15 protein-coding genes are annotated in these 13,450 nt (G+C 66.6%); 7 read left to right on the forward strand and 8 right to left on the reverse strand.

Annotation, left to right across the window (positions count from 1 at the left end; translation table 11 throughout):
• The first annotated feature begins 12 nt into the window (after positions 1–12).
• Positions 13–681 (forward strand): lipase family protein, encoded by a 669-nt coding sequence (locus ACSF9G_RS15605; RefSeq protein ID WP_436643013.1) that lies wholly within the window; start codon positions 13–15, stop codon positions 679–681.
• A gap of 75 nt (positions 682–756) precedes the next feature.
• Here the strand turns inward: ACSF9G_RS15605 and ACSF9G_RS15610 are convergent, their stop codons facing one another.
• The 5 genes from ACSF9G_RS15610 to ACSF9G_RS15630 form a co-directional block, all read right to left on the reverse strand.
• Positions 757–2,472, reverse strand: a complete 1,716-nt coding sequence (locus ACSF9G_RS15610) for a TadE/TadG family type IV pilus assembly protein (RefSeq protein WP_436643014.1) — start codon at positions 2,470–2,472, stop codon at positions 757–759.
• A gap of 220 nt (positions 2,473–2,692) precedes the next feature.
• On the reverse strand, positions 2,693–4,612 hold the full coding sequence (gene dxs, locus ACSF9G_RS15615) for a 1-deoxy-D-xylulose-5-phosphate synthase (RefSeq protein ID WP_436643015.1): 1,920 nt from the start codon (positions 4,610–4,612) through the stop codon (positions 2,693–2,695).
• A gap of 150 nt (positions 4,613–4,762) precedes the next feature.
• Positions 4,763–5,089, reverse strand: coding sequence for a hypothetical protein (locus ACSF9G_RS15620; protein ID WP_436643016.1), 327 nt, complete (start codon positions 5,087–5,089; stop codon positions 4,763–4,765).
• A 36-nt stretch (positions 5,090–5,125) separates the two neighbouring features.
• Positions 5,126–5,821: a L,D-transpeptidase gene (locus tag ACSF9G_RS15625; protein ID WP_436643268.1), complete on the reverse strand. Its 696-nt coding sequence runs from the start codon at positions 5,819–5,821 to the stop codon at positions 5,126–5,128.
• A 31-nt stretch (positions 5,822–5,852) separates the two neighbouring features.
• Positions 5,853–6,815 carry an ABC transporter substrate-binding protein gene (locus ACSF9G_RS15630; RefSeq protein WP_436643017.1) on the reverse strand — a complete coding sequence of 321 codons (963 nt, stop codon included), beginning with the start codon at positions 6,813–6,815 and terminating at the stop codon, positions 5,853–5,855.
• 214 nt (positions 6,816–7,029) lie between these two features.
• Between ACSF9G_RS15630 and ACSF9G_RS15635 the strand changes: the two genes are divergently transcribed.
• On the forward strand, positions 7,030–7,530 hold the full coding sequence (locus ACSF9G_RS15635; protein WP_436643019.1) for a sigma-70 family RNA polymerase sigma factor: 501 nt from the start codon (positions 7,030–7,032) through the stop codon (positions 7,528–7,530).
• On the forward strand, positions 7,527–8,372 hold the full coding sequence (locus ACSF9G_RS15640) for an anti-sigma factor family protein (protein ID WP_436643020.1): 846 nt from the start codon (positions 7,527–7,529) through the stop codon (positions 8,370–8,372). Before ACSF9G_RS15635 ends, ACSF9G_RS15640 begins: the two co-directional genes overlap by 4 nt.
• A 58-nt stretch (positions 8,373–8,430) precedes the next feature.
• On the opposite strand, the gene ACSF9G_RS15645 is transcribed toward ACSF9G_RS15640, so the two are convergent.
• Together ACSF9G_RS15645 and ACSF9G_RS15650 are read right to left on the reverse strand one after the other, a co-directional pair.
• Positions 8,431–9,432: a DnaJ C-terminal domain-containing protein gene (locus ACSF9G_RS15645; protein WP_436643021.1), complete on the reverse strand. Its 1,002-nt coding sequence runs from the start codon at positions 9,430–9,432 to the stop codon at positions 8,431–8,433.
• Between the two features lie 112 nt (positions 9,433–9,544).
• Complete coding sequence (locus ACSF9G_RS15650) at positions 9,545–9,985, reverse strand: RT0821/Lpp0805 family surface protein (RefSeq protein WP_436643022.1); 441 nt, start codon at positions 9,983–9,985, stop codon at positions 9,545–9,547.
• Positions 9,986–10,123: 138 nt separating this feature from the next.
• On the opposite strand from ACSF9G_RS15650, the gene pdxH reads away from it, so the two are divergent.
• The 4 genes from pdxH (at position 10,124) to ACSF9G_RS15670 (ending at position 12,949) form a co-directional block, all read left to right on the forward strand.
• On the forward strand, positions 10,124–10,750 hold the full coding sequence (gene pdxH / locus ACSF9G_RS15655; protein WP_436643023.1) for a pyridoxamine 5'-phosphate oxidase: 627 nt from the start codon (positions 10,124–10,126) through the stop codon (positions 10,748–10,750).
• Positions 10,751–10,774: 24 nt separating this feature from the next.
• Positions 10,775–11,527: an SDR family NAD(P)-dependent oxidoreductase gene (locus ACSF9G_RS15660; RefSeq protein ID WP_436643024.1), complete on the forward strand. Its 753-nt coding sequence runs from the start codon at positions 10,775–10,777 to the stop codon at positions 11,525–11,527.
• Between the two features lie 103 nt (positions 11,528–11,630).
• Positions 11,631–12,095: a hypothetical protein gene (locus ACSF9G_RS15665; RefSeq protein ID WP_436643025.1), complete on the forward strand. Its 465-nt coding sequence runs from the start codon at positions 11,631–11,633 to the stop codon at positions 12,093–12,095.
• Entirely contained in the window at positions 12,092–12,949 is an 858-nt protein-coding gene (locus ACSF9G_RS15670; protein WP_436643026.1) for an FG-GAP repeat domain-containing protein, read from the forward strand. Before ACSF9G_RS15665 ends, ACSF9G_RS15670 begins: the two co-directional genes overlap by 4 nt.
• Positions 12,950–13,013: 64 nt before the next feature.
• On the opposite strand, the gene ACSF9G_RS15675 is transcribed toward ACSF9G_RS15670, so the two are convergent.
• Entirely contained in the window at positions 13,014–13,208 is a 195-nt protein-coding gene (locus ACSF9G_RS15675; RefSeq protein WP_436643027.1) for a hypothetical protein, read from the reverse strand.
• Positions 13,209–13,450: the final 242 nt, after the last annotated feature.

The following is a 13,450-nucleotide window of genomic DNA, read 5'->3' on the forward strand; positions in this document are numbered from 1 at the left end:
GAGCGACTGAACATGTTGCTTGGTATCCTGAAATCTCCGTTGCCGGCAACCGTGATGGCAATTGGTCTCGCGTTTGGCGCAAACGCATCGCTTCCGAAGCCGGCGGCGGCCGGGGCGACACAGACGCAACCGCGGATGGCCAAGGCCGGCGACCGCACCGGGGAGGTCTATCTGTTCCGCGGAATCCTGAACGTGTTTTCGCAGGGAATGGACAGGCTCGGCGCGCGTCTTCGAGACCAGGGGTTTCAGGTCAGGGTGCTGAACCACTCGAGCTGGAGCACGGTGGCCGCAGAGATCGCCGCGCGTCGAAAGGACGTCCGCAAGCCCGAGCCGGTGTTCCTGATCGGACACTCGCTCGGCGCCGACGCGGTGATCCTTGTCGCCGAGCGGCTGAAGGATCATGAAATTCCCGTCGCACTGGCCGTGACATTCGATCCGGTCCATCCGCGGCCGGCACCGGCCAATATCCGGCGTTGCGTGAATTTCTTTCAATCGGACAACGGCTTCGGGGCCGCCATCAAGCCCGGCCCGGGCTTTCGATCCGCTCTCGTCAATATGGACCTGAAGGATCGAAGGGATCTCGGCCATGTCAGCCTGGACAAGGCGAGCTTCCTTCACGACAAGGTCATCACCGAGATGATGCGGCTATCACGGCCGATCCGCCGCGGAAGTGCCGGTTGACCTGCCTCTATCGGTTTTGACAGCGCCCCACACCGCCTTTCGACGGCGCGGGGCGCCGGGGCTACCGGATATAGTCTATCGTTCGAGGCGAAGTTTGCTGAGGTCGTAGGCGATCTCGGCGAAGACGGATTCCAGCTCGCTGGGCGAGGGGTTGTCGAAGTACAGGTTCGGGCTTGTCGCGCAATCGCGGAACAGGGTCTGCAGGCTCTGCGATTTCAGGTCGAACAGGATCGTGTAGACCCGAATGTCCTTGTCCTTTACCGCCCGGCAGATTTCCGCGACCTTGTTGTCGACCTCGTCGGCCGCGCGCAGGTGATGCGTCGTGCCGAGCCGGTTGCGAGAGAGATAGTTGTACGGATTGTAGTCCGAATAGTTCAGGTTGTTCGACTGTTTTGAGACGATGTTCTCGCCGTCCGACAGGAGCACGATGGCCTTTAGCGTGTCCTTCTCATCGTAGCCGACACCCTCGGTGAAGGGCACGGACGGTGAAAGTACCCGCCAGCCCCAGACCAGGCCTTGCGCGATATTCGTGCCCGACCCGCTCCAGTGCGACATGTCGGCGATATCGCTTTGCAGCGCCTGCGTGTCGTTGGTCAGCGGACGGATCGGCTGGCCGCAGGACTTGTTGGGGCCGGTTGTCTCCGGTGGCGTATCGTCGATATCGGCATTGAAGCCGTTGTACTTGCCGGTGAAGAGCTGGCGCTCGTCGTTGCCGGCGATCTGGTCGGCCAGATAGTCGTTGTGGAAGTTCGACGAAAGATCGGGTTCGTCCGGCCAGAACCACGGCACCCAGAGAGTATCCGGGTTGGCGCTGCTCGGAGGCGTATCGTTCGTGTCATAGGGTTCGGGACGCGCTTCCACGCAGCCTTTCCAATCGACGTTCGGCATGCCGTCGAACAGTTTGAAATGATTGGCCGGGAGGGGTTCGGGGCCTGAGCCGCCGCTGGTGCCGCCGCCGTCGTCACCGCCACCGGATCCGCCGCCGCCGCCCCAGCCGCCGCCCCACCAGCCGACGCCGCCGGATCCACCACCGGATCCGCCGCCACCGGATCCGCCGCCACCGGATCCGCCGCTGCCCCAGCCGCCGTTGCCGCCGCTGTAGCCGTTCCCGTCGCCGTTGCTGGTGAGCGTTTCGTCGAAGTTGATGCCGTGATAACGCGACTGGCCCTTCTCATCCATCCAGGTCGAGGAGAACTTGCCCGGCGCCTTGATGTTCACCCCGGTAACGAAGGGAACGAGGGCGATCTTGACCCGCTCTGCGGCACGCTCGCCTTCATACATGATATCGACCAGGGACGAGGCGGCGGCGCGCAACGCTTCCATCTTGCCCTTGCTGCCCATCGAGCCGGTATTGTCGAGGACGAGGGCCAGTTCGACCTTTTTCTGTTCCCGAACCACCGCGCTCGACGTGTCGAAGCTGACCAGCTCGATGCCGAGCAGACCCATCAGGGTCGTCGGCAGGCTGCCGGCGACGTCCGCGGAGATGCGGCTGCCGGACTGCTGGAAGCCGGTGATCGACCACGCCCCCTCGAAACCGAGTTTTTCCAGCTGCGCGTCGATATACGACTTCAGGAACTGCTGGGCTTCGGTATCGCCGCGAGGAGGCGAACTGCCCAAAGCCAATAGTGCCCCGTCGAGCGACGAAAGCAATTTCGTGCGGGCCGAGGTCGTGCGTTTGTAGTCGATCGCAGCGCCAATCATTGCGATGACTGGGAGAAGCACCATCGCGAAGATAATCGCAACGTTGCCCCGACGGTCGTGCAGAAATCTGCGGCTTAACGACGTGAACACGGTTGTTGCCTCACTGCTCCCAGATTTTGGAAGCAAGATAGGCGTGCCGTCTCAACGGGGGACTAATCGATCCTATCGATTTGATTTCAAATTGACCTATCGGTCTTTACGCTACCGCGCCCGTCATGCGCGGTGCCGAAACTGTCGTTTGAGCGCGCGATGCTTGTCTTTCCGGTCGCCTCGAGACGCCGGACTATCGTGAACGGGACAAGACCGGAGTTCAGGCCAGCCGGGTCGTTTCGCTGGCGACGTCGCGGCCGAGCGCTTCAAGGGCCTTTGCGACGATGCTGGGGGCATCGAGTCCGGCCTTGGCGTACATCGCGGCGGGGCTGTCCTGATCAATGAAGCTATCGGGCAGCACCATCGCCCGTACCTTCAGGCCCCGGTCGAGCTGTCCGTCCTCGGCTAGGAATTGCAGGACATGACTGCCGAATCCGCCGACGGAACCTTCTTCCACTGTGATCAGCACTTCGTGGTGGTTGGCCAGTTGGCGGATCAGGGCGTGATCCAGCGGTTTGGCGAAACGGGCGTCCGCCACGGTCGCCGGCAGGCCGTAGGAGCCGAGCTCGTCCGCCGCCTTCAGCGCCTCGCCGAGGCGCGTGCCCAGCGACAGGATCGCCACCTTGCCGCCTTCGCGCAGGATCCGGCCCTTGCCGATCTCGAGCGGCACGCCGGCCGCGGGCATCTCCGCGCCGATACCTTCGCCCCGCGGGTAACGCAAAGCCGAGGGGCGGTCGTCGATCGTGACCGCGGTCGCCACCATGTGCTTCAATTCCGCCTCGTCCGCAGCCGCCATGATGACGAAGCCGGGCAGGCAGCCGAGATAGGCGACATCGAAGGCGCCGGCATGGGTCGGCCCGTCGGCACCCACCAGGCCCGCGCGATCGATGGCGAAGCGGACCGGCAGCGACTGGATCGCCACATCGTGGACCACCTGGTCGTAGCCGCGTTGCAGGAAGGTCGAATAGATCGCCGCGAACGGCTTGTAGCCTTCGGTCGAAAGCCCTGCCGCGAAAGTGACGCCGTGCTGTTCGGCGATGCCGACGTCGAAGGTGCGGTCCGGGAACTCTCTGCCGAAAAGGTCCAGGCCCGTGCCGGATGGCATCGCCGCGGTGACGGCGCAGATCTTGTCGTCCTTGCGCGCCTCCTCGACGAGGCTCTCGGCAAAGACCTTGGTGTAGCTCGGTGCCTTGGTCGCGCCCTTGGCCTGCTCTCCGGTGACGACGTTGAACCGGGAGACGCCGTGATACTTGTCGTCGGACTTCTCGGCCGGCTCGTAGCCCTTGCCCTTCTTGGTGACGACGTGGACCAGGATCGGTCCTTCCTCGGCGTCGCGCACGTTCTTCAGGACCGGCAGCAGATGGTCGAAATTGTGCCCGTCGATCGGACCGACGTAGTAGAAGCCGAGTTCCTCGAACAGCGTCCCGCCGGTCACGAAGCCGCGCATGTGCTCGACCCAGCGGGTGATGAAACGGTCGACCTGCTTGGGCAGGTGCGAGGTCAGTTTTTTGCCCCGCCGCCGGATCGTCATGTAGGTATGGCCGGTGATCGAGCGCGCCAGATAGGCGCTCATCGCCCCGACCGGCGGTGCGATCGACATGTCGTTGTCGTTGAGGATGACGATCAGGCGCTTGTCCATGGCGCCGGCGTTGTTCATGGCCTCGTAGGCCATCCCGGCCGACATTGCCCCGTCGCCGATGACGGCGATGACGTTGTTGTCGCGCCCGCCGAGATCGCGCGCCACCGCCATGCCCAGGCCCGCCGAGATAGAGGTCGACGAATGCGCCGTGCCGAAGGGATCGTATTCGCTTTCCGCGCGCTTGGTGAAGCCGGACAGGCCGCCGCCCTGCCGGAGCGTGCGGATACGGTCTCGCCGCCCGGTCAGGATCTTGTGGGGATAGGCCTGGTGACCGACGTCCCACACCAGCCGGTCGTCGGGCGTGTTGAACACGTAGTGCAGCGCCACCGTCAGCTCGATGACGCCGAGCCCCGCGCCCAGATGCCCGCCGGTTACCGAAACCGCGTCGACCATCTCCTTGCGCAACTCGTCGGCCAACTGGGTAAGCTGCGACTCGCTAAGCTTGCGCAGGTCTTCCGGCAGGTGGACTGTGTCGAGCAGCGGCGTGTTCGGAAGCGTCATGTCGGCGAAGGGGTCCGGTGTTGATATGGGTCCGTTGAGGTTACGCTAGGACCCCAAGCGTTACACCAGCTTTATATAGGGTGCCAAGGCCGCAGCGTCCGAAACCGGGTTTGCCCGTGGCGAACGGCCGCGATCCGGGCCGCCGGAACGTCAGGCGTCGACCACCGTGACCAGCGTTCCGCTCTCGTCGATGGTGCAGCGCGCCCGCCTGCCGGCCACGTCGAGCTCGACGTCGTAGCTGCTCTGGCCGGACCGGGCGGAGGACACCGGCAGTATCTTTTCGGCCGGCGTCGAATAGACCTTCGCCGCCTCCGCCGCGCACAGTAGCTGCAAGTCGGCCGGCGCCGTCTCCACCGCGGCCCGCACGCTGTGAGCCTGCGGTGCCGCGGCCTGCTGTCCCTGTGAGCAACCGAGGCCCAACAGGGCGACGCCGGCGAGCGCGATCCACGCCCCGGCCCTCGAATAGGGTTTGTTCATGCTGGTTTCTCCCCCGCGCTGTCCGGTTCCGGCGCCTCAGACGCCCTTGTAGAGTGCCGCGCCCTGCATCAGGACGATGACCTTGGCGCCGACCTCGACGCGTCCGTAGAGGTCCACGATGTCGTCGTTGTTGAGGCGGATGCAGCCGGACGACACGTTGAGACCGATCGACCAGGGCTCCGTGGTGCCGTGGATGCGGTAGATCGAATCCCGGCTTCCCTCGTAGAGATAGAGTGCCCTGGGGCCCAACGGATTGTCAGGGCCGCCTGGCATGCCGTTGGCGTACTGCGCCGCCTTGGGGTCGCGCGCCACCATTTCGGCCGGCGGCGTCCACACCGGCCATTCCGCCTTGCGGCCGACATTGACGATGCCCGCCCAGCCGAAGCCCTCGCGGCCGACGCCGATGCCGTAGCGCATGGCCTTGAAGTCGGGCAGCACCAGGTAAAGGAAGTGCTTGTCGCCGTCGATGACGATGGTTCCGGGCTTCTCGGCGGTGCGGAAGGTGACGATCTTGCGCTGGAAGGCGGCCGGCGTCTGGCCATGGCGCTGATAGTACAGGATCGCCCGGCGGGGATCGTAGTCTTCCCATTTGCGGGTATCGGGATTGTAGATCTGCGTGTTGACGTTGAGCGCGGCCGCCGATCCCGCCGCGAAAACCAGTCCGGCCAGCGCGTAGCGGCCGGCCCGCGCCCGCAGGATCCGTGCCCCGAAGGTCCTCGCGAGAAGCCCCATTCGCTTTGCAGTTTCCAGCATATGCCACTCCCTACTGCTTGGCCGCGTTACGCCAGCCCGAAATCCGATCTTTGTTCTGTGCGATCCATTCCGCCGCGAAATCGTCCGGGTCGCGCCGCTCCACGATCAGCGCGTAGGTCATTTCCGACACCGTATCGACGTCGAGGCGGATCGCGTCGAGAAAGGCGGCGACGTCGGGCCGCTCCTTCGCGAGTTTGGCTGAATAGTTGATGTGGAAGAAGGACGGCGGCCAGGCGACGCCGGCGCTCGACTTCTCCAGCCAGGCCGGGTCCTGATCCGGTGTCAGGACGGTCCATTTGCGCGGGTCGTAGGCCGGCTCGTCCAGAAACACGATGTCGTGCAGCTCGAAGGTGTGATGCGGCTCGTAGCAGAAGAAGACGAGTGGCTTGTCGGCGGCCATCGCCGCGTCGATCGCGGTCACCGCCACCTCTTCATCGGCTTCGAGCAGGTCCATGGTCTGGTCGTAGCCGTAGCTTTGGGCGCGGATCCTCTCGATCCGCGTCGACGACCAGTCCGGCGCCCCGATCCAGATTTCGCCCTTGCCGTTGCCGTCGGTGTCGAACAGGGCTGCTTTCTCCGGGTCGGCGAGGTCGGTGACGGACTGGATGCCGAGTTCGCGGGTCGCCCGCGTGACGCAGATGCCCTGCCGGGCGGGCACGCCCTTCGGGCTCATGACCACGGATTTCCGCCGGATCACGTACTCGGCGTTGAGGGCGGTGTGATTGGGCAGCCAGACCTCGGGATGAATATCCTCGGTGCCGGTATCCATGGCCGCGAAGATCGCTTCGTTGGTGCCCTCTTCGAGGTCGACGTCCAGATCGAACTCGTCTTCGAGAAGCGCCCCGAGCATATGGGCGGTAACGGTCGCCGACGACCAGTCGGGCACGCCGATGACGATGTCGGAGGCCTGTGCCGTGCCGGCCCATGAAACCAGCAGTCCCGAAACGAGCAGTAGTTTCTTCAGCCTGTTCATCCGTCCCATTTCCCGCAGACGACGGCAATCCGTTGCACGCAGCCCCTATGGTTCGCGGGGCGTAGTCGTTCCCGCACGGATCGCTATGTTAGTTAAACGGTTTAAGGGATGGCAGTGAAATGTTTTGCGGAATAAACCGGAACCCGTTGGTGTTCACATTCGCGTGAAGACCGGCTAACCACCGGGAATCCCGGCGAAAGGAGCGGGATTGGGCGTGTCGAGCGACGCATTCAAGGCGGACGTGGCGGCGCAAGCGCCGACGCTCAGGCGCTACGCCCTGGCGCTGACCCGCGACCGCGACCTCGCCGACGACCTCGTGCAGGACACCGTGGCCCGGGCGATTTCGCGCGAGCACCTGTGGCGCGGCGGGTCCCTCCGGGCCTGGTTGTTCACCATTCTGACCAACCTCGATCGCAACCGGCGCCGGGCGCTGGCGGCGCGGCCCGGGACCGACGAGTTCGACGAACGCCGGTTCGGCACGCCGCCGGGCGATGCGCTGGCCCGGCGCGCCATCGAGCGCGGTGTCGCCGCGCTGCCGGCGGAGCAGCGCGAGGTCCTGCTGCTCGTGGCGCTCGAAGGTTTGAGCTACCGGGAGGTGGCGCAGGTGCAGGACGTTCCGATCGGAACGGTGATGTCGCGGCTGTCGCGGGCCCGTGCGGCGCTCAGGGTGGCGATCGAGGGCGGGCCCCGGCCGCAATTGAGGAGAGTGAAGTGACGGACGACAAGATCGTCTCGGAGGACATGCTGCACGCCTATGTCGACGGCGCCTTGTCGCCCGAGGACATCGGGCGCGTCGAGGCCTGGCTGGCGAGCCATCCCAAGGATGCCGCCGCCGCCGCCGCGTGGCGCCGTCAGAACGCGCTGATCCGCGCGGTGTTTGCCCAGGACGAGGGTGCCCGGGAGGCGCGCGCCCCGGAAGATGGCGCCCGGGAGAGCGTCGCGCACGCCGACGGCCGTCCGCAGGACGCGGCCGGGACCGGCCCGGTTCCGGCCGCGGGCCGCCCGCGCTGGCGCATGGCGATCGCCGCGTCGATCGCGACCTTAGCCATCGGCCTCGGTGCCGGTATCGGCATCGGCACGTACGCGCCGGCCCTCCGCTCCGAGGCACCCACGATCGCCGCTCAGGCCGAGACGGCCTACCGGGTCTACACCGTCGAGAAGCGCCATCCCGTGGAGGTCGGCCCGGACGAACGCGAACATCTGGTCAAGTGGCTGTCGAATCGGCTCGAGACCCGGCTCGCCTTGCCGGATCTGGAATCGGAAGGTCTGAAGCTGGTGGGAGGCAGGCTGACCACGGGCGGGCGCGGCCCCGCGGCCCTGTTCATGTTCGAGGCCGGCAATGGCGACCGCTACACCGTTTACGTGACCCGTGCCGCGCGCGCCGGCGAAACCGCGTTCCGTTTCGACCTGAACGGAGATATCGGCGCGTGCTACTGGCTCGATAGAGGCGTGGCGGTGGTTGTCAACGGACCGGCTGACCGCGACCGCCTGCAGGCGATCGCCAACCGGGTCTACGACGCCTACGAGGGCGCACGCGGCACCGACGACGCAGGGTGATGGACGCCCGGAAGCATGAACATCCCCGGCAGGGCATCCAGGGGGTATGAAAGCGCCCTTACGTGCGCGGGTCGTACGGCTTGCCTTCGCGCCACGCCGTCATCAGCGCCTCGAGTTCCGGGTCGGGCTTTTCCGGCAACACGATGCGCAAAGTCACGTAAAGGTCGCCGTGGCCGTGTCCGTCGGTATGGCCCGGCTTCGGCAGGCCCTTGCCCTTCAGCCGCAGGGTCCGGCCGCCCGACGAGTTCGGCGGGATCTTCAGCTCCACGGCCCCGCCGAGCGTCGGCACGCGCACGGTTCCGCCCAGCACCGCCTCGTAGAGCGACACGGGCAACTCGTGCCTGAGGTCGTGACCGTCGACCTTGAACAGGGGATGCGGCTTGATCTTGACGGTGACGCGCGCGTCGCCGTCCGGTCCCCCGAACTGGCCGGGATGGCCCTGTCCGCGCAGGCGGATCTGCTTGCCGTCCTCGATGCCTGCGGGGATCTTGACGTCGACTTCCTTGCCGCTCGGCAGCCGCACCCGGCGCGTCGCGCCCTCGGCTGCTTCGGCGAGGTCGATCGAAACCGCCAGCGTGACGTCCTCGCCCTTGGTGCCGCGCCGCGCGCGCTGGCGCGTTCCGGCGCCACCCATTCCGGCGCCCCCCATTCCGGCTCCGAAACCGCCGCGGGCGCCGCCGCCCATGCCGAAAATCTCGCTGAGCAGGTCGTCGGGATCGATGCCGCCCGCGCCCGTGCCGCCGGGCCCGCCGGTCGTGTAGCTCCAGCTGAAGCCGCCGGGACCGCGCCGGGCCCCGCCGCCGGGGTGCCCCCCCTCGAAACCGGCGAAGCGCGGATTGCCGTCCGCGTCGATTTCGCCACGGTCGAACTGGGCCCGCTTGTCCTTGTCGTTCAGAAGGTCATAAGCCGTCGTCGCCTCGGAAAAGCGTTCCTTGGCCTTCGGATCGTCGGCATTGGTGTCGGGGTGGTATTGCTTGGCGAGCTTGCGATACGCCTTCTTGATCTCGCCGGCGCTCGCCGAGCGGGACACGCCAAGAATCTCGTAGGGATCACGCGCCATCTATCACTACCGGGGATTCGGACTTGAAAAGAATTTATTCCCATCCCATGTGGGGATTCAAAGGCGAAACGCAACCCCCGCGAATGGCCCGGGAAACCAGTCGGTTGGTCTGTCAGCGCCCGTCGACGATCGGCTTCACGTTCCAGCCGCCGCCATTGCGCTGGCACGCTTCGGCCGCCAGGGCCTGTTCCCGGGCATAGGCGATTGCCGTGATGGCGAGCCGGCGACAGACGGCACCGTCGTCGTCGAAGAAAGCGTCGACGGCGGTCACCGTGCCCTCCATGTGCCGTTCCCCCGCGGTCGCGGGGCTTTTCCAGGCGAAGGCCTCGCCGTCCTCGCCGTTCTCGGCGGCCGAGACCAGCGCCGCCTTCAGCGCGGCCCAGGCCCGGGTTCCCAGGCGCTCCGCGACGCCGTCGTCGATCACCTCGGTTGGGACCGATCCGGTGATTTCCACCGGCCCGCTGTTCTCCGTGAGTGACGGTAGGGGCAACTCCACGGGAAGGGAGCATGCCGATGACAGGCTCGCGGCCAGCGCGACGGCTGCGATACGCACCAAGGCCGTTTTTCGGGGGCGGCAGGACCTGCTTGTTCTCGTCAAGCGGGAGTTCGTCCGATATATCGATTTACGAGGCATTGATGCCGAAACGCCATTTTGCAGCCGGCAACAGCCGGCGGGAGTGCGAACTTGGTTATGGATTCGACCGTGGAAGGGTTAAATTCCGGTAACGCTGCCGATGTCGGGGAGCCTTTCGAGCGCTTCGGGGAATGGCTGGCGGACGCCGAGAAGAGCGAGCCCAACGATCCGACCGCCGTGGCGCTGGCGACCGTCGACGAGAATGGCCTGCCCAACGTGCGCATGGTGCTGATGCGCGGCTATGACGAGACCGGGTTCGTGTTTTTCACTAATTTCGAAAGCTCCAAGGGGCGCGAGATCCTGTCGGCCGGCAAGGCGGCGATGGGGTTTCACTGGAAGAGCCTGCGCCGCCAGGTGCGCGTGCGCGGCCCGGTCGAGCCGGTTTCCGACGAGGAGGCCGACGCCTATTTCACCTCGCGCCCGCGCGGCAGCCGCATCGGTGCCTGGGCGTCGCAGCAGTCGCGTCCGCTGGAAAGCCGGCTGGCGCTGGAGAAGGCGGTGGCCCGCTATACCGCGAAATTCGGCGTTGGCGAGATCCCGCGTCCGGCCCACTGGTCCGGCTTCCGCATTCGCCCCGTCGAGATCGAGTTCTGGCGTGACGGCGCGTTCCGCCTGCACGACCGGCACGTCTACCGCCGGCCCGCGCCCGAGGGGCCGTGGTCCGTTGAACGCCTCTATCCGTAGGCGAAGGGGCCAAAGGAAACCGACATGACACTATCCAACGAACCGCGCAAGGCGCTGATTCTGACCGGAGCGAGCCGCGGTATCGGCCACGCGACGGTCAAGCGTTTCTCGTCCGCCGGCTGGCGGGTGATCACCTGTTCGCGCCATCCCTTCCCTGAGGATTGCCCGTGGGAGGCCGGACCCGAGGATCACATTCAGGTTGATCTCGCCGACCAGTACAACACCGGCGAGGCGATCGCCGAGATGAAGGAGCGTCTGAAGGCCGACGGCTCGCGCCTGAACGCGCTCGTCAACAACGCGGCCATATCGCCGAAGCGGACGGGCGGCGGCCGCATGGGCACGCTCGACACCGACGCCGACGACTGGAAGACGGTCTTCAACGTCAACTTCTTCGCCCCGATCATGCTGGCGCGCGGCCTTCTGGACGAACTCACCGCGGCGCGGGGGGCGGTCCTCAACGTGACCTCCATCGCCGGAAGCCGCGTCCACCCCTTCGCCGGGTCCGCCTATTCGACATCGAAGGCGGCGCTCGCCGCGTTGACGCGCGAGATGGCGAACGATTTCGGTCCGCTCGGCGTGCGCGTCAACGCGATCGCGCCCGGCGAGATCGATACGTCGATCCTCTCGCCCGGCACCGAGAAGATCGTCGAGCAGATTCCGATGCGCCGTCTCGGCACGCCCGAGGAGGTCGCGAAGATCATCTATGTCCTGTGTACCGAAACCTCGTCCTACGTGAATGGCGCCGAGATCCACATCAATGGCGGCCAGCACGTGTGAGGCACGATCAATCGCATTACACGAAGCGTTGACTGGCGTGCGGCACCGGTTTTCCGTCAGAAAGCCCTGAGCCGCGGAAGCGGCCCGAAAAGGAGGGCTGCCGTTGCTGTTGCCGATCGATGTCATCGCCTTGGCTGTCGCTCTCGGCGCTCTGGCGGGCAAGCCGCGGGCGTCGCGGTGGCTTTTGGTCACCCTGCCGGCGCCGCTCGTTATCGCCATAGTGGCCTCGTTCCGGGCGATCTTCCTGCCATGGTGGGGCGCCTCGGCCGCTGCGCTCGGTCTCGGCGTGATCGTTTATTCCGGTGCGCGGCCCGGCGGCCTGCTGAACCAACTCCTCATCGCCGCAAGCGCCTTCGTCCTCGGGCTGGCATTCGGGCCGTCGCTCTTTACGTCCGGTTGGCCGTCCGGGACCTTTTCTCTTCTGCTCCTCGCGCTTGCGGCCCCGATGCTTCTCACGCTGTGGGCCTCCCTGCGGGGCGGAGCGTGGGCCTGTCAGACCGACCGGTTGCTCGGTGGCCTCTGCGCCTTCGCCGGCGCCGCGCTTTTGATCCTGGGAAGGGCGGCGTGACGCGCCGTCTGGCCCCCGCCGCGGCCCTGGTGGTGCTCCTGGCGGGCGCCGCGACAGTCTATGCCCAGGCGGCCCATGCCCAGGCGCGCCTGCCCCTGCCCGACGGCGGCACCGCGCGGGCCACCGGTTCCGGGGTCGTGGAGGCCCGTTACGTGGCGCCGACGGACCGCTATTCGCACGGCGTGCTCGGCGATGCGATCGAGGCCGGCGGCCTTGCGGTGCGCGACGCGGCGGGCAGGCGGCATGTCCTCATGCTGTCCGAGGGCTCCGTCTTCGAGGACATCACGCCGCGGCTCGCCGATCTCGACGGCGATGGCGGTGCCGAGGTGATCGCGGTGCGCAGCTATCTCGCCCGCGGCTCGGCGCTGGCGGTGTTCGGGATGCGCGGGGGCGCGTTCGTGCACATCGCCGAGACGGCGCCGATCGGCCGTCCGGGGCGCTGGCTCAATCCGGCGGCGATCGCCGATTTCACCGGCGACGGCCGGCTCGAGGTCGCCATCGTCCGGACGCCGCATATCGGGGGGCGGCTCGAATTCTGGCGGCTGCGGGGCGGCGGCCTGTCCCGTCTCGCCGCCCTGGACGGCTTTTCCAACCACGTCATCGGGTCGCGCACCCTGGGCCTTGCCGCGGTCGGCGACGTCGATGGCGACGGCGTCGCCGATCTGGTCCTGCCGGATGCGCGCCGCACGGCGCTGGTGGCCGTCGGGCTTTCGGGTGGACGCGCGCGGATCATCGGCCGGGCGGCGATGCCGGCGCCGGTCGTCGGGACGGTGTCGATATCGGGGCAGCGCGTCTCCGCCGGCCTGGCCGGCGGCCAGCGCGGCGCGGTCTCGTTCGCGGCCTTCCGCGACTGACCATCGCCTACGCGGGCGTCCCGCCACCGGGGCGCCCGAAACGCAAACGCATACTACGGCGACCTCAGTCGGTCGCGAACTCGGTCTCCACGAACGGGAAGCAGCAAGGCTCCGTTTCACGTTCGCGGCGGTCGTGATCGTGGGGCTTGCACATCTGCGCGGCGGCGACCGCGTTGATGCCGATACCGCACCAGCTCGATTCCTCGTGCGGTTTCGATTGTCCTTCGACCGGGTCTTCTGATGAATTCCTGGGCATCATGATCACTCTCTATGCACCGCTGTATCCATGAGCGCGGCATATCGTGAGAGACTGTGGCGTATCTGCGGCGATCGCAATCCGATATTCGGACCGAAATGCCGAGTTTGCGACATCTGTTGCGGGATCACGACAGTTCGACGACGGAGTCCCGACGCAGATGACGCAGAAACCACACTCAATCCGCCAATTGCAGCGCTCAAAAGGTTAACGCCCGATAAACCGCGGCGTTGCGGGCGCGACGG

The organism is Microbaculum mangrovi (assembly GCF_051390635.1).
Lineage (GTDB): Bacteria > Pseudomonadota > Alphaproteobacteria > Rhizobiales > Tepidamorphaceae > Microbaculum.